The 24,629-nt window shown below is 52.8% G+C and carries 19 protein-coding genes; 8 read left to right on the top strand and 11 right to left on the bottom strand.

Annotated features, from left to right (window positions below; translation table 11 throughout):
• Positions 1–72: 72 nt before the first annotated feature.
• The 5 genes from ACO2Q8_RS24875 to argS all read right to left on the bottom strand — a co-directional run bounded on the left by ACO2Q8_RS24875 (position 73) and on the right by argS (position 7,528).
• Complete coding sequence (locus ACO2Q8_RS24875; RefSeq protein ID WP_423347589.1) at positions 73–3,204, bottom strand: glycoside hydrolase family 9 protein; 3,132 nt, start codon at positions 3,202–3,204, stop codon at positions 73–75.
• Between the two features lie 189 nt (positions 3,205–3,393).
• Complete coding sequence (locus ACO2Q8_RS24870; protein ID WP_423347588.1) at positions 3,394–4,104, bottom strand: aspartate/glutamate racemase family protein; 711 nt, start codon at positions 4,102–4,104, stop codon at positions 3,394–3,396.
• A 10-nt stretch (positions 4,105–4,114) separates the two neighbouring features.
• On the bottom strand, positions 4,115–5,008 hold the full coding sequence (locus tag ACO2Q8_RS24865) for a 1,4-dihydroxy-2-naphthoate polyprenyltransferase (protein ID WP_423347587.1): 894 nt from the start codon (positions 5,006–5,008) through the stop codon (positions 4,115–4,117).
• A gap of 106 nt (positions 5,009–5,114) precedes the next feature.
• Entirely contained in the window at positions 5,115–5,732 is a 618-nt protein-coding gene (locus ACO2Q8_RS24860) for a glutathione peroxidase (protein WP_423347586.1), read from the bottom strand.
• Between the two features lie 17 nt (positions 5,733–5,749).
• Positions 5,750–7,528, bottom strand: a complete 1,779-nt coding sequence (gene argS / locus ACO2Q8_RS24855) for an arginine--tRNA ligase (protein ID WP_423347585.1) — start codon at positions 7,526–7,528, stop codon at positions 5,750–5,752.
• A 312-nt stretch (positions 7,529–7,840) separates the two neighbouring features.
• Here argS and ACO2Q8_RS24850 point away from each other — a divergent pair, with 312 nt between their 5' ends.
• From ACO2Q8_RS24850 to ACO2Q8_RS24840, 3 genes are all read left to right on the top strand, one after another.
• Positions 7,841–8,905: a hypothetical protein gene (locus tag ACO2Q8_RS24850; protein ID WP_423347584.1), complete on the top strand. Its 1,065-nt coding sequence runs from the start codon at positions 7,841–7,843 to the stop codon at positions 8,903–8,905.
• 128 nt (positions 8,906–9,033) lie between these two features.
• Entirely contained in the window at positions 9,034–9,624 is a 591-nt protein-coding gene (locus ACO2Q8_RS24845) for an RNA polymerase sigma factor (RefSeq protein WP_423347650.1), read from the top strand.
• Positions 9,605–10,804, top strand: coding sequence for a hypothetical protein (locus tag ACO2Q8_RS24840; protein WP_423347583.1), 1,200 nt, complete (start codon positions 9,605–9,607; stop codon positions 10,802–10,804). Before ACO2Q8_RS24845 ends, ACO2Q8_RS24840 begins: the two co-directional genes overlap by 20 nt.
• A gap of 330 nt (positions 10,805–11,134) precedes the next feature.
• Here ACO2Q8_RS24840 and ACO2Q8_RS24835 read toward each other — a convergent pair whose 3' ends face one another.
• The 3 genes from ACO2Q8_RS24835 to ACO2Q8_RS24825 all read right to left on the bottom strand — a co-directional run bounded on the left by ACO2Q8_RS24835 (position 11,135) and on the right by ACO2Q8_RS24825 (position 13,329).
• Positions 11,135–11,437: a hypothetical protein gene (locus tag ACO2Q8_RS24835; protein WP_423347582.1), complete on the bottom strand. Its 303-nt coding sequence runs from the start codon at positions 11,435–11,437 to the stop codon at positions 11,135–11,137.
• Between the two features lie 142 nt (positions 11,438–11,579).
• Positions 11,580–12,548 carry a hypothetical protein gene (locus tag ACO2Q8_RS24830; RefSeq protein WP_423347581.1) on the bottom strand — a complete coding sequence of 323 codons (969 nt, stop codon included), beginning with the start codon at positions 12,546–12,548 and terminating at the stop codon, positions 11,580–11,582.
• A gap of 214 nt (positions 12,549–12,762) precedes the next feature.
• On the bottom strand, positions 12,763–13,329 hold the full coding sequence (locus tag ACO2Q8_RS24825) for a Crp/Fnr family transcriptional regulator (protein ID WP_423347580.1): 567 nt from the start codon (positions 13,327–13,329) through the stop codon (positions 12,763–12,765).
• Between the two features lie 180 nt (positions 13,330–13,509).
• On the opposite strand from ACO2Q8_RS24825, the gene ACO2Q8_RS24820 reads away from it, so the two are divergent.
• Positions 13,510–15,120 carry a hypothetical protein gene (locus ACO2Q8_RS24820; protein WP_423347579.1) on the top strand — a complete coding sequence of 537 codons (1,611 nt, stop codon included), beginning with the start codon at positions 13,510–13,512 and terminating at the stop codon, positions 15,118–15,120.
• On the opposite strand, the gene ACO2Q8_RS24815 is transcribed toward ACO2Q8_RS24820, so the two are convergent.
• From ACO2Q8_RS24815 to ACO2Q8_RS24805, 3 genes are all read right to left on the bottom strand, one after another.
• Positions 15,089–15,316 (bottom strand): DUF2905 domain-containing protein, encoded by a 228-nt coding sequence (locus tag ACO2Q8_RS24815; RefSeq protein WP_423347578.1) that lies wholly within the window; start codon positions 15,314–15,316, stop codon positions 15,089–15,091. The genes ACO2Q8_RS24820 and ACO2Q8_RS24815 overlap by 32 nt on opposite strands.
• A gap of 71 nt (positions 15,317–15,387) precedes the next feature.
• Complete coding sequence (locus tag ACO2Q8_RS24810; RefSeq protein ID WP_423347577.1) at positions 15,388–16,800, bottom strand: glycoside hydrolase family 140 protein; 1,413 nt, start codon at positions 16,798–16,800, stop codon at positions 15,388–15,390.
• Between the two features lie 119 nt (positions 16,801–16,919).
• Positions 16,920–21,104, bottom strand: a complete 4,185-nt coding sequence (locus tag ACO2Q8_RS24805; protein ID WP_423347576.1) for a two-component regulator propeller domain-containing protein — start codon at positions 21,102–21,104, stop codon at positions 16,920–16,922.
• Between the two features lie 262 nt (positions 21,105–21,366).
• Here ACO2Q8_RS24805 and ACO2Q8_RS24800 point away from each other — a divergent pair, with 262 nt between their 5' ends.
• The 4 genes from ACO2Q8_RS24800 (at position 21,367) to ACO2Q8_RS24785 (ending at position 24,595) form a co-directional block, all read left to right on the top strand.
• Positions 21,367–21,885: a Sua5/YciO/YrdC/YwlC family protein gene (locus ACO2Q8_RS24800; protein ID WP_423347575.1), complete on the top strand. Its 519-nt coding sequence runs from the start codon at positions 21,367–21,369 to the stop codon at positions 21,883–21,885.
• A gap of 60 nt (positions 21,886–21,945) precedes the next feature.
• On the top strand, positions 21,946–23,463 hold the full coding sequence (locus ACO2Q8_RS24795) for a CCA tRNA nucleotidyltransferase (RefSeq protein ID WP_423347574.1): 1,518 nt from the start codon (positions 21,946–21,948) through the stop codon (positions 23,461–23,463).
• 24 nt (positions 23,464–23,487) lie between these two features.
• Entirely contained in the window at positions 23,488–23,691 is a 204-nt protein-coding gene (locus ACO2Q8_RS24790) for a hypothetical protein (RefSeq protein ID WP_423347573.1), read from the top strand.
• A 94-nt stretch (positions 23,692–23,785) separates the two neighbouring features.
• Complete coding sequence (locus ACO2Q8_RS24785; protein WP_423347572.1) at positions 23,786–24,595, top strand: helix-turn-helix domain-containing protein; 810 nt, start codon at positions 23,786–23,788, stop codon at positions 24,593–24,595.
• The last annotated feature ends 34 nt before the right edge of the window (positions 24,596–24,629 follow it).

Below are 24,629 nucleotides of genomic sequence, written 5' to 3'. Positions count from 1 at the left end.
GATTTTAGTCCGTGCGAGTTGATCCATCTAGTAGATCTTATTAGCTCACACGGACTAAAGTCCGTGGGTACGTTACTTCACCAGGATTTTACGGACAAACCGCTTGCGGTCTCCGCTGATTTGCAACAGGTACGAACCGGCGGGCAGCCGGGGCAAGGCGAGTTGTTTTTCAGAACCATTTAGCTGAAAAAACTGCGTCTGGATGGCCCGACCCTGCACATCGCTCAGGGTCGTCTGAACGGTTTCTGAAGGTGCAAAACCGGTAAACCGGAGCGTTGCCGGTTGGTTCGGCTCGACGGGATTCGGGAAAATCTGCACATCGCTGCTTTCGGTTAACTCGGCAGAAATGCCTTCGCGGGCGTTGGCCGAGCTAGCCAGGTAAATCTTATCCAGGTAACAAACCGGCCGCGCGCTGCCCGTCGATTCCTGAAAGTAAATGTCCGAGACCGTCGCCGGGTTGTTGAAGGCCGAGAGCGGAATCGTCACCAGTTTCCATTGGTTAGCGGTAGATGTAACGGCGTACGACGGTCCTCCCCCGTTCAATATGACCCGGATTTGCTGATTGGTGTTGGTCCCGCCGTGCAGCCAGAATTTCAGGTGCGTGTAGCCCGCCAGATTCACCGGCGTGTTGGCGTGCAGGTACAAACCGGCCCAACCCGCATCGTATTTGACGGACAACGACTTAGCCCCGCTCTGAATCGGCGAGGTGTTGCCGAAGTTCCGCGTCGTATTCCACGACCAATCGACCCAATTGCCGTTCAGCGCGTCTTCATAAATCAGATACGTCGTCGCCGTGGCTCCTGTGACGGTCACCGAGGTGGTCGCCGTAGCCGAGCAGCCATTCCGGCCGACCGTCAGTGTATAGGTGCCACTGGCCGCCGATGTTACATTGGTAAGTGACGGATTTTGCACACTGGACGTAAAACTATTGGGTCCGCGCCAGCCGTAGGTTGCCCCGGTTCCCGCGTTGGTCGCCGTCAGGTTCAGCGTCTGACCCGACGAAACCGGGCTGTTGCTGCCCGCTACCGCCGTCGGCAACGGATTGATGGTCACCGCAGCCGTAGCGGTTTGCGACGTGCCGCCCGCCGGTGTCACCGTCAGCGTGTACGAGCCAGCCGCCGAGGTGCTGACGTTGGAAATTGTCGGATTTTGCTGTGTGGAGCTAAAGTTGTTCGGTCCGCGCCAGCTATACACCGCACCTGTTCCGGCGTTCGAAGCCATCAGGTTCAGCGGTTGTCCGGCGCAAACCGGGCTGTTGCTGGATGCCGTTACCGTGGGCGGTGGGCTTGTCGTACCGTTTTCAGCGAAATAGGCCAGCACAAACGTATAAGCCGCCTGGTAATAAATGGCCGGTTCGGTCACTTCCCACGACGCATCCGGCCAGGAGGTGTTCCAGTCGCGGTAGGCTTTCATGGGCGGTTCGCCTTTGGGTGGAGTAGACGAACCGGAATAATACTGATTGGCCCCACCCGCCAGAAAACCGGGTGCCGGGCCAAACTGGGAGTTGGGTCCGTCGTACTTCGCCGAGCCATCGCGGTACCAACTGTGATAAATCTCCATCACGCTGTTGTCACCTCCCAAATTGGCCCCTTTCGGCCCCATGTTGCTCAGGTACAGCCACGCCAGCGGGTTTCGTCCGTGGATGTAGTGCAGGTATTCCTCTGCAATCTCCTTGTACAAAGCGGTTTTGGCCGGATTGACGTTCAGTTCAGCCGACAGAATGGCCAGTTGGGCCCACTTCATCTTAAGCTGATTCGAGCCCCAGGTGTAATGACCGCTCCACATAAAGCCCAGGTACGGATCGTTTCTGCTCGTATAATACGGTTCGATAAACCAGTCCATGACGTTCAAAAACCGGCTTTTCAGTTCGGTAACCACACTGGCGGTGGCATTGGGCGTCTGGCAATACACAAAATAGGCCCGGTTCAGGTCCCAGCACAGCGACGCATCCAGGTGGCCGTTGGAGAAAGGCTGAAAACCGTTTTCACTGGTCCCGCTAATGTCTTTGTAATTGGCGTCGAAATACGTCCTGTACTTGGTGTTACCGGTCGTGCGAAACAGTTCGGCAGCCGCGTAAATCCGCAGCCGCTTGTCGGCGTTGGCATTCGATCCGGCGTCGGCAGCGGCCATCGTTGCCCCATCGGTACCCGAAGCCGGGCTCATAGCGGCATTGGCTTCCAGGTAGGTCCAGGCTTTTTCGGAGACCGTTCGGAGGGTGTTGGCGTAGGTCGGGTTGAGGGTCTGATACGTCCGGGCGGCATGGGCGGTCAGGGCGGCAAAGGTGGCCGTCGCCCAGGTCGTGACGTTGGTGTAGTAGCGCGGCTGTGTATCCGTCGCCGGGTTATCGGTACCGTTGTCGTAACTCGTCACGGCCACGCGGTTATTCACGCCCCCGTTGCCTTGCTGCATTTTCAGTAGCCAGTCCAGTTCCCACTTCAACTCGTCGAGCACATCCGGCACGCCGTTGCCCGACTCCGGAATGTTCGTATTATCGGGAAAAACCGCTGGGCGCAGTTCGTAGGCCAGCAACAAATCCCAAACCGTGCCCGACAAAAACGGCACGTACTTGTTGTAATCGCCCGCGTCGTACCAGCCCCCCGTGACATTCCGGGCGGTTCCGGCCTGGACCGAGGTCGTGTACAACAGCGCGTTGGCATCCTGTGCGTGGGCCATCGGGTGATTCCAGTTGCCGCCGTGGGTGGTCGAGATGTCGGTGCCGCTGCGCTGGAAATAAAACGTTTTCACCGAGGCTTTTAGGACCGGCGTATAAAGATCGTTTTTGATGTCAAACTCATACGAACGGAGATTTCGCGACGGATCGACAATGTAATACGTGCCCGGCGTCGTTAAACTCGAAAAATCACCGTGCCAGGTTTTATCGCCTGAATCGCCATGCGTATTTCCACTGTTCCAGGCCACCACATTGCCGGTAAAAACCAGCCCGTTATCCGACTTACGCCGAACCTGAAACTGTGCGCCCGGCGTGTAGCTGATGCTTCCGTTTTGGCCACTGATCGGATCAGCAAAAACCGCAATTTTCTTAGCATTGCTACGCCAACCAAACTGATCAACAGTGATTTGCTTCGAAATGGATTGTGCTTTTACCGGAATCAGAGGAGCCGTAATGCCCAGACAAATAAGGAGTAAAACAAGCCCGTGGAAAAGTACGGCGGCTGGAAGTGTTGTCGTAAACCGGTTTGCCATACAGGTATCAGGTTATGGTATAGGTAGTTAAGCCCATACAATAACAATGCCACTGTCTGACAATTAAAGAGCGATCAAAAACCGGAAACTAAAAAAGATGGTGAATGCCAACTCCTCCAATCCGTTCTGCATCTCATTCACCATCTCATAGGCTTTAACAACGCCAAAGATGGATTGTTTAAAATCTGTTTATCTGGTAATGTAAACGTTCGATAGACTAAAGTCGACAGCCGCCAAAGCATGTAGCGTCGTGGTATCGAACAGCGGAACGGCCGTATGATGGGCCTGCACCAGCAGCGGAATTTCCGTACAGCCCAGAATGACGCCCTCGGCCCCTTGAGCAGCCAGCTTTTCGATGGTAGCTACAATTTGATTACGGGTGTTCTCGCTAAAGATTCCTTTGCTGAACTCAGTGTAGATTTTTTGATGAATAAACGCCTGCTCGTCGGCATCCGGCAGCATGACTTCGATACCGAACCGCTCCCGGAGTCGCCCGCGAATAAACTGGCGCTCCATGGTGTAGCGGGTACCGAGTAGGCCCACTTTCCGAAAATCGGCTTGCTGAATAGCCTCGGCCGTCACGTCGGCGATATGCAGGAGCGGCACCGGCAACCGCGCGGCAACCGCATCAGCCACCTCATGCTGGGTGTTGCAGGCAATCACAATGCCCTCGGCCCCGGCCCGCACCAGACCTTGTGCCATCTCATCAACGGCTTGCTCAATGGCCGGCCAGTCGTCGGCCCGTTGCCATTGGTCAAACTCTTCAAAATTGGCGCTCGACAGCAGCAGTTTAGCCGAATAATTTCCGCCCAGCCGTCGACCCACTTCCTGATTGATAATCCGGTAGTAAGCCGCCGAGCTTTCCCAGGTCATGCCGCCAATAAGACCGATCGTTTTCATAATAACGGTATTAACCAACTAACGAAACACCCCAGAGCAGGACAAACAGCAAGGTCGACAACGCCAGTTGGCCCAGCCGGGGATTGAGTTCACCCGGTTTTTGGTGATTGGCAACCGCCCGACCGTTCAGCACAAATAGCGGAAAGGCCAGGACATAAAGCCAACTCAGCCCGGCGGCACCCAGCAGCAGTGTGTACACCACGGCGCAGATCATACTGCCGACCAACAGCAGCCAGTGGTAGCGGATGGCCCGCGCCCGCCCGAGTCGCACCGGAATGGAGTATTTGCCGGTTTTGGCATCGGTTTCGATATCCCGGATGTTGTTGATATTCAAGACACCCGTTGCCAGCAGCCCGACGCTCGTGGCCGGTAGAAGCAGCAGCGGATCGAACGATAAGGTATGCAGAAAGTAGGTTCCCAGCACGCCCACCCAGCCGAAAAACAGCAGCACGGCAATGTCGCCAAAACCGCTGTAGCCGTAGGGCCGTTTGCCGTTGGTATAGGCAATGGCCGCGCCGATGCACAGAAACCCGAGTCCGAGAAAAATCCAGAACACCTGCGCCGACGCATTTTGCAGCGACTCGACCAGCAGCCAGATTCCCGAAATCAGCGCCAAAACTGCCGTGACGATAATCCCGCGCAGCATGGCTTCTTTCGTGATCATGCCGGTGGCCACGGCCCGGCGCGGACCGACCCGCTCGGCGGTATCCTTGCCCGAAACGGCATCGCCGTAATCGTTGGCGAAGTTGGAAAGTATTTGAAGGAAAATAGTGGTAAGCGACGCCAGAATCGCGATTTTCCAGCTAAACTGTCCGGCCGACGAAGCCAGAAAACTCCCCAGAATGATGCTGGCCAGCGCCAGCGGCAACGTACGCGGTCGGGCAGCCGCAAGCCAACTTTTCATAGTGATGAGACTAAGAGTTAAGAGTTAAGAATTAAGAGTTAAGAATTGGCTCTACCTCAATGAAATGCGTCAGCCAACTCTTAACTCTTAATTCTTAACTCTTAATTCATATACCGACTGCTTTCTTGAATTCGTCGTCGGTCGGGAGAACTTTGGAAGCGAAGAAGTGCGTCAGTTCGCCTTTTTCGTTGATGACGTATTTGCAGAAGTTCCAGGTCGGAACTTTGTCGTTCCAGCCGTTCAATGACTTGTCAGACAGCCACTTGTAAAGAGGAGACTGGTTTTCGCCGATGACTTCGGTTTTTTCAAACATCGGGAACGATACGCCGTAATTCTTTTTGCAGAACTCAGCGATCTCGGCATTCGAGCCGGGGTCCTGGCCCTTGAAGTTGTTCGACGGGAAACCCAGCACCACAACTTTATCGCCGTGTTCTTTGTAGAACGCTTCCCATTTTTCAAACTGGGGCGTGTAGCCACACTTGGAAGCAGTGTTCAGGATCACGACTTTTTTGCCCCGGTACTGCTTCAGCGGGACGGTTTTTCCCTCAATCGAATTCACCGTAAAATCGTACAGAGATTTTGCCGGTGCGGTTGCCGAAGAAGGCCGAACTGCCACTTCGTTCTTGTCACTCAGCAGAAAATTAACGACGGTTTTGACGGACATAAAGCTGGATAAGGTAACAGCTAAAACACCAACGGATGCAATAAGCAGAAGCTTTTTCATATGGATTGGGAAAAGGTTTACATTTTGGTTGGGACTTCAATCCCTAATAACTCCATTGCTTTCCGGATAGTTTCCGCTACGGCTTTCGAGAGCGCCACCCGGAATTTTACTTTCGTCGCATCGGGTTCTGACAGGATCGACAATTCTCCGTAAAACTGGTTGTAGGCTTTCGCCAACTCAAAGGCATACTGTGCCAGGTACGAGGGCGCGTAGTCGGTGCCAGCCTCCAGAATCCGCTGCGTAAACTGCGTCAGCAAATATACAACGTGTTGCTCACTTTCAGCCAGTTCGACCGGATGCAGCCCCGCTTCGGGCTGGTGGCCGAGTTGTTCGGCCTTCCGCAAAACCGAGCAAATCCGGGCGTGCGTGTACTGCACAAACGGCCCGGTATGTCCCTGAAAATCAATGGACTCCTCCGGATTGAACGTCATCCGCTTTTTCGGATCGACTTTCAGCAGGTAATATTTCAGCGCACCCATCGCCAGCATATGGTACAACCGGTTTGCTTCTTCACTTTCAAAATCGTCAATTTTGCCCAGTTCGCGGGTCCGGCTGCGGGCGGTTTCGACCATCTCGGCGATCAGATCGTCGGCGTCGACCACGGTTCCCTCGCGGGATTTCATCTTGCCGCTCGGCAAATCCACCATCCCGTACGAAAGGTGGAACAGCCCCTCGGCGTAAGCCCGGCCCAACCGGCGCAGAATGGCAAACAAAACCGCAAAATGGTAATCCTGCTCGTTGCCCACCACCCAGATGGCGCGCCGGATCGGGAAGTCCTGGAATTTCAGATCGGTCGTACCCAGGTCCTGCGTAATATATACCGACGTCCCATCGGCCCGCAACACCAGCTTCTGATCGAGCCCTTCATCGGCCAGATCGATCCAGACAGAACCGTCTGGTTTCCGGTAAAAGACGTTTTTTTGCAAACCGTCTTCGATGACGTCTTTGCCCAGCAAATAGGTTTCCGATTCGTAGTAGGTCTTGTCGAAACTCACGCCAATCTGGAAGTACGTTTCGGCAAAGCCTTCGTAGACCCAGCCATTCATTTTTTGCCAGAGGGCCACGGTTTCGGGATCGCCCTGCTCCCATTTCCGGAGCATTTCCTGCACTTTCAGCAGCAGGGGAGCCTTTTTCTCGGCCTCCTCTTTCGGCATTCCTTCCTCAATCAGTTCCTCAATCTGCTGCTTGTAGGCTTTGTCGAACCAGACGTAATACTTCCCGATCAGGTGGTCGCCTTTCATACCCGTCGACTCAGGCGTTTCGCCGTTGCCAAACTCCTGATAGGCCAGCATGGATTTGCAGATGTGAATGCCCCGGTCGTTGACCAGACAAGCCTTCACCACGTCGTAGCCATTGGCGGCCAGAATCCAGCTGACCGAATCGCCCAGAAAGTTGTTGCGCAAGTGCCCCAGGTGCAGCGGTTTGTTGGTGTTCGGCGACGAAAATTCCACCATCACCGATTCGTTGCGACTCGGGAGTTGTCCGAGAGACGGATCTGCCAGGATCACGTTTAGTTCCTCAATCCAGACCGCATCGGCAATGCTCAGGTTCAGAAAGCCCTGAACCACATTGAATTTGCTGATCAAGGCGGTTTTTTCTTGAAGATACAAACCGATGGCCTGCCCGATTTCAACGGGCGGTTTTCGGGTTGTTTTGGTTAGCGGAAACGTGACGAAGGTATAGAGTCCTTCAAATTCTTTCTTGGTTGGTTGTAGTAAAACGGTTTCAACGGTCGTTCCGAAGAGCGAATTGATCGCTTCCGAAATGGCCTGTTTAAGTTGTGTCTGAATGTCCATTCAAAGAAACAAAAGTGTTGACGGGTTTATCGCCGATCCTTAACAGCTTAAATATGTACTGATTGACAGCCGGTTGGGCACGAATCCGAAGTTTAAGCCATCGATGGGAAGAGCATCCCAGATCGCCTAGGAAGGCGGACTATTTTACGTTTGCAAAACTACAGCAAAAAAAGCTTCTTCACTGGGTGTCGGGCGGTTTTCCTTGTTTCTTTTCCATCAAGCAAAAAAAACAGGTGAATTTTCCCAGCGTTTCTGAGCGGTTTTTCGTCTGGATGAATGAGGTCTCAGACGGCCCGTTCTTACTCTCTTTTTATGAAACCAACTCTTTCTTTCGTTCTCCTCTTCGGCGGATGGCTGCTGGGCGGCTGCGATCCCCGGCAAGCCGACAAAACGGCCCGAAAAGCGGCTTGCCGGATTCAAAAGATCGTGATCGCTAACCAGTCCGACGTATCCACGCAAACAAACGAAACAAATTTTTCCTATGATGACGATGGAAACCTGACCCGGAAAACCCAGGTACAGAATCAGACTTACCCCTCTGGCATCGGAAATCAGGTGTATTCCGTTACCGATTCCTACATTTACGACAACAACGGATTTCTGACTACCGAGAAAACCGAAACATCGGAACGAACCACGCTTCCAAACAACACCACCCGAACGCTGCAGCGCCTGTCGACCACTACGTACACTTATACTGACGGGCGGCTGACGCGTTCCCAAACGCGGTATCAAAACCCGTATGGCGTCGTGACCAACAGCACCGTCGTCTTCACCTACAACGAAAAAGGCGAACTGTTCACCAAAACCGACACCCGAACGACCGAAACCGTACCGGACGATGCGCCCGAAAAACCCGTCGGAACAGGACAGGGCAAGCGCGTCTGGACGTACCAGAACAGCAAATTGGTCGATTATGTAGAGCAATTTGAGGGTACGGAAAACCGCCCGCTGACGTTACAGAATGGGCTGGTTACCAAAATGGTTATCAATGGCGGTTATGTGCAGCAAAACACGTATGACAGCCAAAACCGGGTTCTGAAAACCGAGGAGTACCTCAACGGCAAATTGACGACCTATTTTATGCGCGAATGGAGCGAAGCCAAACCGGCCACCAACACCCTGCCCGTGTTCAAGGGGCATCCCATCGTCCAACCCGAGTTCGGCTCGGCGGGCGTGTTGATCCGGTATGATCCTTACGCGATTAATGCGCAAACCAATGCCGTGCAACACCTCTCGGAAACCATCAGTCGGCCGGAGGTCAACGCCCAGGGCTGGGTGGCAAGTGCAACCGGCGAAATCCGGCAGTTGCATCCAGCCGCGCTCCCGCAGCGAACCACCGTAACCGAAACCTACACGTATACCGATTGCCAGTAACCACCAGATTTCAAGTTGTGTAGTTCATGGTTTATAGTTCATAGTTACTGTAAATCCTTACTAGTCAAACCATTTCCATATAAACCATAAATTGTAAACTACAAACTGTAAACGATAAACCATTTTAACTGACCATCCAGCATCTGACACAACGCGAGTTACCGGATCTGATCGAGGGCTGTCGGCGGGGGCAGGAGACGGCCCGGAAAGCGTTCTACGAGCGGTTTTATGGCTACGCTTTGTCGGTCTGTCTGGCCTATGCCGACAACCGTGAAGATGCCCGCGAGTTGTTGAACGACGGTTTTCTGAAAGCGTTCCGTAGCCTGCACGAACTGAAGAATCCTGAAGCCGTCCTGCCCTGGCTCCGACGTATTCTGGTCAATACAGCCCTGGATGCGTACCGGAAAAACCGGCATCGACGACACGAAATTTCGACCGAAGCGGTTGCCGATCAACTGGTGGAACCGTACCAAAACGACGAAGCCATCCTGGCGCAGTTGTCGGCCGAACACATTCTGGCAGCTTTGCACCAACTGCCCACACCCTACCGCCTGGTTTTTAGCCTGTATGTCCTGGAAGGCTACTCGCACCGCGAAATTGCCAACCACCTGAACCTGGCCGAAAGCACCTCCCGGGCGCACCTGACTGAGGCCAATCGCCTGCTTCGACGGGCGCTTGCAACCCAAACCACCGACCACCATGCGCGAACCAACCGATAACAACCTCCACGAGTGGGTCCGGCAGATGCTCGACCCGTACCGTCCCGACTACGATCCGGCGGATTGGGAGCGTTTGCGCCCCCGGCTCCACCCCCGGCCCCGTCGGCGGTGGCTGGTTGGGCTGCTGGCGGTTTTCTTGTTCGGGGCGCTGACGATAGGCGGTTTTTGGCTAACGAATCGGCAGGAAATAGCCCAACAGCCGCCGGCTCAGAAGAGAAGTTTTATGCCGGAAACAAACCCGAAAAAAACGCATTCGGACATCCTGATTGCGGCAAACCGCCCACCGACCATGCCACGGAAACGGTCGGGAAAACCGGTCCGGACACCGTCCGCAATGCCGGTTTTGGAGCCGGTTTTTACCACCGAACCGATTCGTTTGCACGCGATTGGTCCGTTCACCGATCCGTTCCTGCGGCCGACTTCGCCCGCCGTTTCCATTCCCAGCCCGACCGAACTGGCGATTCAGCAACAACTGCTGGGCGGTTTTTTCGGACCGGATTCTACTTCGTACCGCGTCCTGGACCGCAACAGTCTCAGTTGGCCCAATGCCGCGATTGTCTGCGATTTCACGACGAGCATGTATCCGTACAGCACCCAGCTTTTTGCCTGGCTGAACCGAAACGCCCAGAATCCCGCTATTCGTGCAACGGTTTTCTTCACCGATTGCGATAGTCTGGGGCAGGAAACAAGACCCGGTGGACGGCCGGGGCAAATGTTTGTCTCTGCCGAACGCGACCCGACGCGGGTGTTGCCGGTTTTGCTGGAGGTCGCCCGAAATACCCGCAACAACGCCCACGAAGCCGAGAATGACATCGAAGCCCTGTTGTTCGCGCAGCAGCGATTCCCCGAGGCCGAACACCTGATTCTGGTGGCCGATATCGATAATCCGGTGAAAGACATGGCCCTGCTCGACCAGGTTCGAAAACCGGTCCACGTGGTGTTGTGCGGCCGCGATTGGGACAGCACCCAGGCTTTTCATCCCGATTATTTCACCATTGCCCGCCAGACCCGGGGCTCGCTGCACACGCTAACCGACGACATTGCCCCCGATCAGCTCACGTCCGACACCTGGCTACGGGTCGGTCACCGGTTTTACCGCTATCATCGACACCGGGAGCAGTTTGTCCTGACTCGGTTTCAACACCGGCCAAAGCGGTTTTTGGGGCTGTTCTGGCGGTAAATGACGACTATTCTACCCGATTCCGGCGCTTGCTTAACTGACACAACCTTCTTGTGTACAGTCTAACTATTGTCTATAAACCAACTTCTAACCTTACTTACGTTGGTATTTATCAAGCAGATAACCGAAGATTACAACCCAGATTAAGCCCGAAAAAATCGAAGAATAAAAACCAACCTCTCTCGGGTCAAAGGAGCCGTAGGTACCGAAAGCCATCATAAAAATTGAGAAGATTAGGCCAGCTACTAGCAACCTCTTTTTTCGTTGTTTATCCAGTGCCATAATGAATCAGTATTACAAACCTGCTCACACTATCACCTCCCAAATTATCTAAATTTTAAGTAAGTCTATTATTAAACGAACTACTATTATTATTGCTACAATATGAAGTCTACGCAATGCAATAGCCGGAATAAATAAGGTAACAGCAGCCATTACAATACTAAGTTTTAATGTACCTTTTACATTAAACCAATCTTCAGAATAAAATGTATATAAGTAAAAGATAAGGCAGCCAACTATTGAGCTTAAAATAAAAACAACCCAGAATCGATAGTCATTTTGAGACAATGACCCTTCTACGTAATTATCGTATTTAATTCTGAGCTTCTCTGCTAGTTGAGTTAAGTTCATAGTATAACTTATTTATATAATCAGTGAAGAGCATTGGATGCTCTTCACTGATTTACTGGTCAATACCTATTTTTATAAAAATGAGACTTTTCTCGAAGAAACAATGACCTAACATAGGTTATTGTTTCTTCGAGAAAATTAACTAGTAGTACAAAGAACAGGAGGTGCAGCGTCCGGCTTCGCACCATTTAGCCTGACCAACTAAAATGCTTCCACTCGTTAATTTACACCCACTAGAACCAGATTCGCATTTACAGCTAGCAGCGGCAATTCTGCCATTGGGAGCAGATTTAAGTAATTGATTCCAAATAGGACTAGCCGCCAGCGTAATATTAGCTTGTACAGGCACCAAAATAACTCTTCCATAAACACTTAAAGGAATATAGGTATAGTTTGCAGGCAGTTCTTCTGAGGTTTTAGCATTGCGAACGGCTGCGAGATCGTCTTTTTGGTAACCAGAAACAAAATCAGCAATGCTCTTCTTTACCTCAGGCAAGTTCATTAAAGCAGTTGTCGGACTCTTTAATTGAACAAATTCCTCTTTAGTAACGACAAAATGAAGTTCATCGTTGAAATTAACAATATCCAGATCGGTCATAGCAACTTTCTGCTCACCCTCTTCAAACGCAGATACAGTCTGCAAACAAGTAGTACAGCCGTCGGACATTGCACATCCCTTGGATACCTTATTTCCTAGTGAAGCTATGTAAGGAGAGCACCCTGATCCTTTGGTACACTTGCAGTTGATCTTCCCCCCAGCTAATAGCCTTGCCCCGGATGGATCGTTTCCGACAAGCTTGTAGCCTTCCGGGAGTGTAAAGAGCACTCCACCTTCTGGATCAGATTTATCTTTAAAAATCCTCGTCCCCTTCGGCAACAATAAACCATCATCAGGCAACTCTAATGCTTGGGTTAAAATAATAAAATCATTGGTAGTTTCCTGACCAAGAAGTAACTTATCAAACGGCTTATCGTAACGGTATTTTAAAGACACGGGGGAGACTGAATTACTATTCTCACTCCCCTGCTGGCAAGCCGTGAACCAAGTTATCAGGCTTACAAAAAATAAACTGATAATTAATTTCAAACGAAAGCAAGATGTAGTTTTCATAAAATGATGGATTTAAATAAAGTTTAGATACCTCCAATTAATACCACTAATATTAAGCAGCTTTTGCATGTGCAAATCTGGTAATTCTTACCAAAAAACCAGTTGCTCCATGTCAAAAACCGTCTGACAACAATCAAAAAATTCGAGCCATTTTAGGAAATTTTTACTGCCGTGTTTCCAAAATACCAGCCTTGTATTTTCCGGGTTTCCGATTTCAGCGTTTCCGTAACAACCGACTCAGCGTGGCCGGGTCGATGCCCAGAAACGAGGCAATATGCTGGTTCTGGACGCGGTTCCACCATTCTGGGTGTTGTTGCCGGAAGTACTCAAGCCGGTTTTCGGCCTTTGCCTGCCGCAGTAACCGCAAGCGGTTTTCCTGCGCGAGGAGGTACCGTTGCATGAGCCGCCAACCAAGCTGAATTATGTCCGGGAATCGGTGGCACAACTCGTCAAAATCCTGTCGGGTAATGCACACCAGTTCGGCATTTTCGAGGAGTTCAACGGATTCGCCATTCTCTTTTCGGAGCAGAAAACCGGCTCTCGAAAACACAACATCCCCTTCTGTGGCCAGCCAGGCCGTTACTTCCTTTCCTCCATCCAGGTAATAGCCCCTTGCTAGACCACTCACAATGTAGTACAGATAGTCGTGGGTGTCGCCGGGCCGAAAGAGTTCTACACCAGCCGGTAGCCGTTGAAAAACAAGGCGTCCTGCCAACGCCTGCCACGCTTCTACAGACAAGGGACCGTGCGAAGAAAGCTGATTGAATAGTTGTTGCTTCATCAAAACCGGCGACGAGTGTTGGCAACACACTCCTCCGGTCTTTGACGGACACCGGCCCAACAAGTCACTTTACGCTATTTCATCCGGCAAGAATGCCATTGTCGCCCCGCAAAAACCGCGCTTCGGTTTGACAAACGAACCGGAATCCGTACCTTTAATCAGTATTTAACCAAGATGCTGATGATCAAACGTCTTGCGATCGGATTGTGGAGTTGGCTGCTGGTGGCCGGAACGTCGGCGCTGGCGCAGTTCGAACCGGCGGCCCGGCTGGAATTACCGATTAGCCAGAATGCGGAGGAACTGTTCGACGTCACGACCCTCGGCAGTCGGGGCGTGTTGCTGAACATTCGGCAGGGCGATTATTACTCGTCGGCCCCCACCAAGTTTTCCTTTAAACGCTACGATACGGACCTGAAACAGCGCTGGGCGACCGAATACAAAATCGAGCCGTTTTACGAACCAGTCCGCTCCTGCCGCACCGAGCATTACCTGTACTGGCTCCTGAAAGAGAACGCCGATGAGAAAATAGCCGTCATGCGGCTGAACCTCGAAGACGGCTCCATCGAATCCTTCAAGGGCGATCTGGTGACGCCGATGGACATTTTCCACTTTCGGGTGCTCGACAACATTGCTTATCTCGGCGGCTATTACCGGTCGCGGCCCGTGGTGATGTCGTTTTCGTTTTTTGACTTGACGACCAAGGTGTTACCCGGCTTATACACGAATCACATTCAGTTAAACAACATTGAAATCGATGAGCCACGGCGGCTGGTGCACGTCATGACCGATGCCACCCATCAGCGCAACTGCGAATTTACGGTCCGGACCTATTCTTACGAAGGAAAGCTACTCCGAACGGTCAATCTGGACGGCAATACCCACAGCCTGATTTCGGGAAAACTGCTGCCGCTCAACGACGAAGAATCGCTGCTGGTCGGCAATTATTCGAACGACTGTACGCCCTATTCGCAGGGCGTCTACATTAGCCGCATCCGGAATTCGGCGGCCACGCCCGGCGACGCCATTCAGGGTAACAACATGGCAGTAACACCCACCGAAGAAACCCGCTACATCGACTTCTCGGAGCTTCAGAATTTTTTCAACTACATGAAACCCAAGCGTCAACAGAAAATGTTGGCGCGACTAGCCCGGCGGAAAGATCAGGGCAAAGACACCAAATTCCGCTACCGGCTGCTGGTCCACGACCTGATTCCGACCGACGAGGGACTGATGATGCTGGCCGAAGTGTATTATCCGCAATACCGGGGAAGCGCCTACCCGTATTTGGGTAGCGTCCGGTCCTACGACCGCTACCAGGAAGGCTATCGGTATACGCACGCATTTTTGTGCGGTTTTGACAAAAAAGGGCGGTTGCTTTGGGACAATTCCCTGCCGATTCAGGACCTGACCAGCTACGACCTGCATCAGATGGTGCAGGTCTTGCAGGATGGCAATACGACCATTCTGGCCTATCCGCACGAGGGTGAAATCCACTCGGAAGTGCTGGAAAACGGCAAAGTAGTGCGCGAACGGGAGAAGTATTCGCTGAAAAAGCTAGCGGAGAACGAGAAAGTGGTCTTTTCCGAAAACGACCAATTGGAAGCCTGGTATGACGGTCATTTTCTGGCCTGCGGGATCCAGAAGATCTCTACCGAACGCTCGTCGGCCCCCCCGCGCGAGGTTTTCTACATCAATAAAATCACGTTCAACCCCTCTGAATCCGGCAGCAATTCTTCAAGTCCTGAAACGAACACGAACGCTAGCCGAAAAACTTCCGGATCAAAACAATGATCAGATTTAGCAGGATGCTGACGACGATGCAGGTGACGATCGGAAAATAAAAACCGCCGTTCTTACCTTCAATCCGGATGTCGCCCGGCAGTCGGCCCAGCCAGCTCAGTTTATCCCCGAAAAAATACACCACAAGGCCAATTAGCAGCACAACGGCCCCGATACCGATCAGATATTTCCCCAAGCCTGCATTCATCATCTAACAGAGTTACTTCCCGACAGTAACAAAAAGTCCCAAAAAACCGTGCCGGTTTTCTTCCGCAGTGCTCACTTCTTCAACCCAAAACCGGCAAACGGCGCTTTGGCATCATCGACCACCAGCACCCAGTCCGTCGTCGGTCCGGCGAAGGGCGGTTTGAACTCCTGCGGAGCGGTATTCGGGAACTCCCCAATTTTCAGGCTCTTGCCGTCGCGGGGGTTGTACCAGTAGGCCAGCACGTTCGGAGCGGCTGTCAATCGGGGCAGGTCAATTTTCAGCGGGCTACCGTTGGGCGTGTAGGCAAACAGAAAATTATCGTCCTCCGAAATGGCCGCCACCTGGTGGTTGCCGTCGTCGGGGTTCGCGTTCTGAATCAGCCGGTCGTCGGGCATCAGGCGCGTCCAGGGGTGGGATTCGTACAACCGGCGCATGATGCCCATCTGAAACGCCCCGGCATGGTCGAGCGCCCGCTTCCAGTAAGTGCGGGCCGACGAAACCGGTGGGTTACGGTCGATGTCGAAAAACTGCCAGATGTTGTGGTTACCGTACGTATGTCCGCAACCGCCCGAGAGCAGGGCCCACCAGGCCGCCTGCCGTACATCGAAATCATCGAAATAGCCCTGCTCCGGTTTGTGGGCCACCGGATGATCTTCGTAACGCGGTTCACCGTCCAGCGTCGGTTTGGGTGGAAACATGGCGTAATTCTGACGTTGGAGCACGTAGTTCTTTTTGTTTCGGGCGCTGTGGCCCGATTGAAACATATTGATGTTCAACCACTTGTCGCTGTGAAAAAAACCAGACGAATTACTATCACCCTGTGGATGGTACGTCATAAGCTTCGTTCCGCCATCGCCTTTTTTGATGCCTTCGGCCATCGCCCGCACTATCGCCAGCCGCTGTTCGCCTTCCGGATTGCGGTCACCGCCCAAAATCCAGATCACCGGCTTGCCCCGGTAGCGCTTGCCGATAAATTCGCCGTAGGTGCGGGCATTGGCCGTGTTGAAAATCTCCGGTCCTTTTCCCCACTTCTTATTGAATTTGTCGCCCCAGGTCGGCAGCAGCCCAACCACCAGACCGAGTTCAGCCGCGCGGTTTACCACCCAGTCGACGTGCTGAAAATACACTTCGTTCGGTTTCGTAGGGTCGTTGTTCACCAGCGGCAACTGGCCGTACTGGTTGGGTTGCGTCAGGCCGTCGAGTTCGGCCAGCACCACGGCCTGAATAACCGTAAAGCCTTTGGCCGCCCGGTTTTTGAGGTACAAATCTGCTTCTTCTTTCGTCAACCGGTGGAAAAGCTCCCAGGCCGTATCACCCAGCCAGAAGAACGGTTTGCCATCGCCCCGCATGATGTAGCGTTTGTCGGGAATAATGTATAGTTTGGAAAGCGCAACGGTTTCTTTGCTGGGTGCAGCCGGTTTTTGGGCGTATGAAAACGTAGCCACGAGCAGGCCAAATACTCCCAACGTAAGACGGTTTTTCATCCGGAAACGGCTAATCATTGTATGGTTTATAGTCTATGGTTTATAGTTTATGGTTTTCAGTTAATCTGAACCAATCCAACCTCTAAACTATAAACTTTAGACCATAAACCGGCCAACTTTTACCCGGCGATTTGCTGTTGCCGTCTGAAAACCGCCTGCTGAAGGGCTTTTTTCAATAGGTCGATGACGAGCGGTTTCGACAGGTAATCGTCCATCCCGGCTTCCAGGCATTCGGCCTGATCTTCCTTCATGGCATTGGCCGTCATGGCAATAATAATCGGCTGATGCCCCGGCTGCCGGCGAATGAGCCGGGTAGCCTCCAGCCCGTTCATCTCGGGCATTTGAACATCCATCAGAACAACATCGAAGGCTTCCTGCCGCAGCTTTTCCATCACTTCGACCCCATTCTGAGCCAGTTGCGGCTGATATCCTAACTTCTGTAAGATATTCAGAATCAGGCGCTGGTTGGCCTGGTAATCTTCGGCAACCAGAATCGTCAGCGGATTATCCTGGGCAAAGGCTTTTGACAATTGCTGTTGCGCCGGGCGGGCAACGGAGGTTGTCGGCAGATCAGCCTGTTTGAGTTGTCGCTGGACCAGATCGAATAATTGCTGCTGCCGGATCGGCTTGGTCAGAATCGCCGAAAAAAGCTCGGGGTGTGCCTTACGGGTCTCTTCGCCCACTGAGCTTAACAGGACGATCGGCAGGTGAGCGTGTTGTTCGCGAATCCGCCGGGCTAGTTCGACGCCGTTCATTTCGGGCATCTGCATGTCGGTAATGACGAGGTGGAAAGGCGGTTTTTCGGCTAACAAGGTAAGCGCCTGCCGACCCGACAGGGCGGTCACCGGAATTAGCTTCCACTGCTCCAGTTGGGCTTTCAGAATGGTCAGGTTGGTCTGATTATCATCTACGACCAGTACCCTTTTGCCTTCATTTTCGCTGGTACTCAACAAGATATAATGCCGTTGCGCAGTCTGGCTCAGCTCACAGCGAATGGTAAACGTAAAGGTCGTGCCCTGCCCCTCCTGGCTGTCCACCCAAATGTCGCCGTCCATGAGTTCGACCAGTCGTTCGCTGATCGCCAGCCCCAGGCCGGTTCCACCGTACCGACGGGTCATCGAGGAATCACCTTGGGAGAAGGCCTTAAACAGCCGTTGGAGTTTGTCTTCCGAAATGCCGATACCGGTATCGCGTACCTGGAAAATCAGTTCTACTTTGTGGTCACTGATGCGTTTTTGCACACCTACCTTGACGAACACTTCGCCTTTTTCGGTGAATTTTACCGCATTGCCCACCAGATTGATCAACACCTGACGCAGCCGTAGTCCGTCACTGATGATGTGCAGCGGCACCTGGGGATCAAATTGATACACCAGATCCAACCCGGTTTCGGCGGCTTTTCCGGCAAACAGGTCCAAAACATCTTCGACACAGTGCAGCAGATCGACATCCCCCATTTCAAGCTCCAGATTCCCCGATTCAATCTTCGAGAAATCCAGAATATCGTTGATAACGCCCATCAGGTTGACCCCGCATTGCACGATCGTGTCGACGTACTCGCCCTGATCCTCCGTCAGTTCGGTTTCCTTGAGCAGGTAAGCCATCCCCAGCACGCCGTTCATGGGCGTCCGGATTTCGTGGCTCATCGTGGCCAGAAACACGCTTTTGGCCTTGTTTGCTTTTTCGGCTTCCTCGCGCGCCTGATGCTCCTGTTCCTTCTGCTCGTTGAGTTCCTCGACCAACGTCTGCAAATGTTCCGACTGCGCCTGTAGCTCTTCTTTCTGATACATCACCTCGGCGGTTCGTTCCCCAACCACATCTTCCAGCTTATCCTTTTGTGCCTGCAATTGGCGGGTTCGCCATTGAATAATCAGGTACGGACTGGCGAAGAATGCCAGCGCCAGCAGGGTTCCGAACCACCAGGTTTGCCAAAAAGGCGGTTTAATAAAAATCCGGAACGATGTACCCCGCTCGTTCCAGACACCATCGTTGTTGGATGCCTTTACCCTAAAGACGTACGAACCGGGGTCGAGGTTGGTGTACGTCGCCACGCGCTTTTGACGGACATACTGCCAGTCGTCGTCAAATCCCTCCAGTTTGTATGCATATTGATTTTTCCCCGGCGACGAATAATTCAAAGCCGCAAATTCGAAGGTGACCGTCGATTTCTTGTATGAAATTGTTATTTTATTCGACCGCAGCAACACGGGCCGGTTCGACACCAGAAGGCTGGTGATGTAAACCGGCGGTACGAACGGATTATCCCGCAACTGGTCGGGGTAGAAATAATTCAGCCCCCGAATTCCCCCAAAAAACAGCTTGCCTTCCCTGGTTTTGAACACCGCCATGCGGTTAAACGAGCCGGGTTGCAGGCCGTCGCTGGCGTCGAAGTTTCGGAAGCGGCCGGTTTTGGGGTTCAACTGCGACAGCCCCTTGTTGGTACTGACCCAAATCATACCCCGGTGGTCACTGGTAATTCCCTGAATCACTTCGTTATCCAGCCCATTCTTAAGTTGATAGGCTATAAATGCATGAGTCTTAGGATCAAACCGGTTTAACCCTCCGCTGGTTCCGATCCAGAGTATGCCCTGCGGATCTTCGTAAAGGCTATTGACCACGTTATGAACCAGGCTATTAGGTACGGCCTGATTGTGTTTATACACCGTAAACGTGCTGGTCCGGGGCTCAAACCGGTTCAGGCCGCCCCCCTCCGTACCGATCCACAAATTCCCGTTTCGATCATAACAGAAGGAACTGATATAACCCTGACTCAGGCTACCGGGCCGGGTCTCGTCGGCTCGGAAATGGGTAAACGTGCCGGTTTTCTTATCGTACCGGCTGATCCCGGCCCCAATTGTACCCAGCCAGATTTCGCCTTTTTTCCCTTCCGTAATGGCACAGACGGTTTCGTGCATCAAGCCCCGCGCATCGCCGGATTGCCGGAAATTCCGGAACGTGCCCGTCTCTTTTTGCAGGAGGCTCACCCCGCCTTTGTATGTCCCGGCCCAGATATCGCCATCGCTGTCCTGGTAAAGACTCATGACGAAATTGCTGCCCAGGCTGTTGGAGCGGGCCGGATCGTGCTGGTAATGCACGTATCGCTGGGTTGTTTTCTGCCGGACATTCAGCCCTCCGCCATCGGTTCCCAGCCATAAATTGCCCTCCCGATCTTCCAGCACCGAAAGTATATTATTATTGTTCAGACCGTTTGGATTGGTAATGTCTTTGCGAAAAAGACCAAATTTAAGCGGTTCGCGATCCACAAAATTCACCCCTCCGCTGAAGGTTCCCAGCCACATATTTCCGCTACGATCCCGGCAGATGGCATATACCGAAACATCATTCAGACTCGTGGGATTGGTATCATCCTGTGTATAACGCGTAAACGACGCCTGATCAGAGTTCAGGATATTGATTCCGCCGTTTTCAGTACCAATCCATACGTTTCCGTCGCTATCTTCGCCGAACGAATTCAAATCGTTGTGACTGATCGAGGTTGCCGAGGCTGGGTTGTGCAAAAAATGGGTGAACGTTTTCTCGTCGGGGTTCATCCGGTTCAGGCCGCCCCCTTCCGTAGCAATCCAAAACCGCTCTTTCGAGTCAATAAACAGTTTTTTCAACTTGTTACCACTCAACGAAGACGGGATTTTCGGATCATTCCGATAGTGCCGAACGATGCGGCCGGTCGGATCCCGTTGATCCAGTCCTCCGCCCAGCGTTGCCACCCAAATGCGGCCCTTCCGATCAATCAATACGTCCTGAACGGCATCGTGCGACAGGCCATCGGGTCGGTCAGGCCTATGCAAGTACCGGGTAAACGTCCCACTGACCGGATCAAACCGGTTTAGCCCCCGGTTCGTTCCGACCCAGAAAACACCCTGCCGATCTTCCGTAATGGCTGTTACACTGTTGTGGCTGATTGACTGAGGCTTGTCCCGATCGTGTCGATACACCGTAAAGGTTCCGGTAGCCTGATCAAACCGGCACAACCCGCCCCCATCGGTGCCCACCCATAACCGCCCGAGCCGATCCTGGTAAAGTACGCGGATATAATTGTCACTCAGCGTACCTGTTTTTTTGGGGTTATTTCGGTATACTGTAAATGTATACCCATCAAAACGGTTGAGTCCATCCTGCGTGCCAAACCACATAAACCCTTTCCTGTCTTGTAATATGCAATTCACATTTCCCTGAGAAAGCCCTTCATTGGTGGTGTAATGGACAAATCGAAGGGAATCTGTCTCAGCCCGAACCGGGAAACCCAGCAACAGGTAGGCCAACAGAACAAGAGAAAAAAATTTCATGAAAAATCTGGTCAATCGTATCGCATTCGTTCGAAAAATGGAACCCCAATGTCTGACAATTAACAAAAATTGTGCAAGTTTTCAAACGAAATTTACAGTTAATTGTATCAACTCTAGTTTTCATATCATGAATATTTTCTCCAATGACACGTTCTATTGCCCAGCGATACCAACAACTTTGCTCCGATGATTTCCGGATCGGCTGCGGATTATTCCAACAGCTTTCCAAAAGTTGCCCTATTTTTGCAGCTTGTTACAACGTATGACACCAACACAACGTGATTTGATTGCCGAACTCCGGCAGGGACGCCACATCCGGCTAGTCGATGAAACCGGCGTTTCGCTGGCCTGCGATCCGGGCCATACCGAAGCCGTTCAGTTGCTGCTCGATGTTCGGAAAGACCTCGTTCCAACACCCCTGCCCACGATTCTGATCACCGACAGCGGTCAACTGAATCTGTACGTCCGGCCCATTCCGGAGGTGGCCTGGGATCTGATCGACTTTGCCGAACGCCCGCTGACGGTTTTGCTGCCGAACGGCGTCAACCTGCCCGATGCCTTCCGGGCGCAGGTGCCGGTCCGCAAAACCCTGAGCGAACCCATCCGGCAACTGATCGGCGGTTTCGGGCGGGGCATCCTGACGCTGCCCTTCGAAACTACCGACTGGCCCGTGGGCCTGGCACAACCGGCGTTTTCGTGGGGCAACGTACCGGCACAGGTTCAACTCCCGCGTGTCATGGAACTCGGCCCGAACGGCGAGGTAGCTTTTTTGAGAAAATAATGAACCGAACGCCGTGGCTTTCCCTGTAGAGCCGCGTCCCGTTCAGGATTCGTTTGGTTTATGGATTTTGCTGATTTTCTACATACGCATCCCATTTTTGACGTCATCGCCCGGCAGGCGGCTGCCCGGAGCGTTCGCGCTTATGTCATCGGCGGTTTTGTGCGGGATCTGATGCTGAAACGCCCGTCGAAAGACATTGATATTGTCTGCCTGGGCAGCGGTATTGAACTGGCCGAAGCCGTAGGCCGCGAATTGAAAGTGCCCGTGACGGTTTTCAAGAACTTCGGAACCGCCATGCTCCGCACCGACTGGGAGCCGGATTCCACAGCGATCGACGCCAACCGCGCGCCGGGCTGGGAAGTCGAGTTTGTGGGGGCTCGTAAAGAATCGTACCGCGCCGAATCGCGGAAACCGATTGTGGAAGATGGCACGCTGGAAGACGACCAGAACCGCCGGGACTTCACGATCAACGCCATGGGAATCAGCCTGAATGCGGAGGATTTCGGGCAGTTGATCGATCCCTTCGACGGGCAGAATGACCTGCGCCGGAAAACCATCCGGACGCCCCTAAGCCCGGTCCTGACGTTTTCCGACGACCCGCTCCGGATGATGCGGGCCATCCGGTTTGCGGCTCAACTCGGTTTTGATATTGAGCCGGATACCTTCGAAGCCATTGCGGCCATGAAAGACCGGCTACAGATTGTTTCGCGGGAACGCATTACCGATGAACTGAACAAAATCATCCTGTCGCGCCAGCCCTCGTACGGTTTTAAGCTGCTGTACCACGCCGGTTTGCTCGATTTTATTTTCCCGGAACTGCTGGCGCTGAAGGGCGTCGAAACCATTGAGGGAAAAGGCCATAAAGACAATTTTTACCACACGCTTCAGGTGCTCGATAATGTAGCGGAGCGGTCCGACGATCTCTGGCTGCGGTGGGCGGCTTTGTTGCACGACATTGCCAAACCGGCTACCAAACGCTTCGACCCGAAAGTAGGTTGGACGTTCCACGGCCACGAAGACCTCGGCTCCCGGCAGGTTCCGGGGATTTTCCGGCAGATGAAGTTGCCGCTGAATGAGAAGATGCGGTTTGTCCGGAAACTGGTCCGGCTGCACCTGCGCCCGATAGCGCTCGTCAAAGAGCAGATCACGGATTCGGCCCTACGCCGGTTGCTGATCGAAGCGGGCGACGACCTGGAAGCGCTCATGACACTGTGCCGGGCGGATATTACCTCGAAAAATTACGACCGGGTCAAAAAGCACCTCGCCAACTTCGACAAAGTGGAACGAAAGCTAAAGGAGCTTGACGAACGCGATAAACTCCGTAACTTTCAGCCGGTTATTACGGGCGAACTGATCATGGAGACGTTTGGCCTGAAACCGTCGAAAGAAGTGGGCCACATCAAAACCGCCGTTCGGGAAGCCATTCTGGAGGGCACGGTGGCGAACTCGTTCGAAGCGGCCATTCCGTACATGATCGAGGAAGGCCGAAAACTCGGTTTAGTTCCGGTAAAAGACCCGGCATTGGCGCTGGAATCGTTATCCCAGCGCGGCCAGGACACGTCGGACTCAAATCTGTAAACGCGATACGCAACTATACAATCAATGGATAAGAATAACTTTCGGCGCTTTTTCGGTGCCACGCTGACCGTCCTGGGCATCATTGTGGTTCTCTTTGCCTGCGTGGCTTTTCTGTCGGACGCCAAACCGCTGATGGGCATGAGCATCACGAAATGGGAATCGCTGGCCCCCTTCATCGTCGGGCTGGTTTTTCTGGGTTCGGGGGTTAGTTTGATCAATAATTCGTAGGTACAAAAGCAGAACCCAAAAAACACCTGCTTATCAATATGTTGCAAAAAGGTCATTTCTGGTCTGCTTCATTTTAAACGCTTTTTGCCATTCTATGACGGAAATTTTCGAAAACATTCGAAAGTTGTATCAGTTCTATGTTCCCGACAACGAACTGGCCGACTTTATTGAGTTTTTTTCGGAATCATCGGCCACCGAAACCTTCCGTCATGTCGCCAATAATCGGTTCAGCATCCGAATGTTTCCGAGCTGGACACCGACATTTTACATCAACCTGGGAGCACCGTATCTCCTGACGGTTGGTGCCAGGCAACACGAGATCAGTTCGCGCACGGATGTGCTCATTTTGCGAAATACGCTGGTGGAGCGGCACAACCTGCCCACGGACCACATCCTGACGGTTAAATTTTTTCCGGGCGGGCTGGAAGCGGTTCTCGGGATCAATCAGGCCCAATTCGTTGATCAGGTCGTCAATCTGGAAACCGTCTTACCCCCCGGCTTGCTGCACCAAATCAAACAACCGGCGGTTTTTGAAGAACGGCTGGAGTTGCTGCAACACTTCTTTCTGGAGCAGCTTCGCGTCCGAAAAAAGACCAATCACTACCGAACGTTCGTTACGGATACCATCGGTACCTTCGGCGCCAGCGGCCTGGAACTGAAGACAGCCGAACTGGCCGACCGCTTATTTATCACCTCCAAAACCATCAACCGGTATTTTCACCGGGTTATCGGCACTCCGCCGAAAGCGTATCTGGCTACAGTTCGCACCCGCACCGCCCTGTCGGCTTACGTCGCCAACCCATCGCTTTTCTCGCCGTACGACTACGGTTATTACGACATGAGCCATTTCTACAAAGACGTGGTCAAATTTACGGGCCGGAAACTCCGTGAGAACGTCGGCTGAAAATGTCCGTTTTTTACTAAAATCTCTCCCGCTT

The sequence above is a fragment of the Larkinella sp. VNQ87 genome, from assembly GCF_049445795.1.
Classification (GTDB): domain Bacteria; phylum Bacteroidota; class Bacteroidia; order Cytophagales; family Spirosomataceae; genus Larkinella.
The sequence above is the reverse complement of the archived record's forward strand: the minus strand, read 5'-3'. Positions and strand labels throughout refer to the sequence as shown.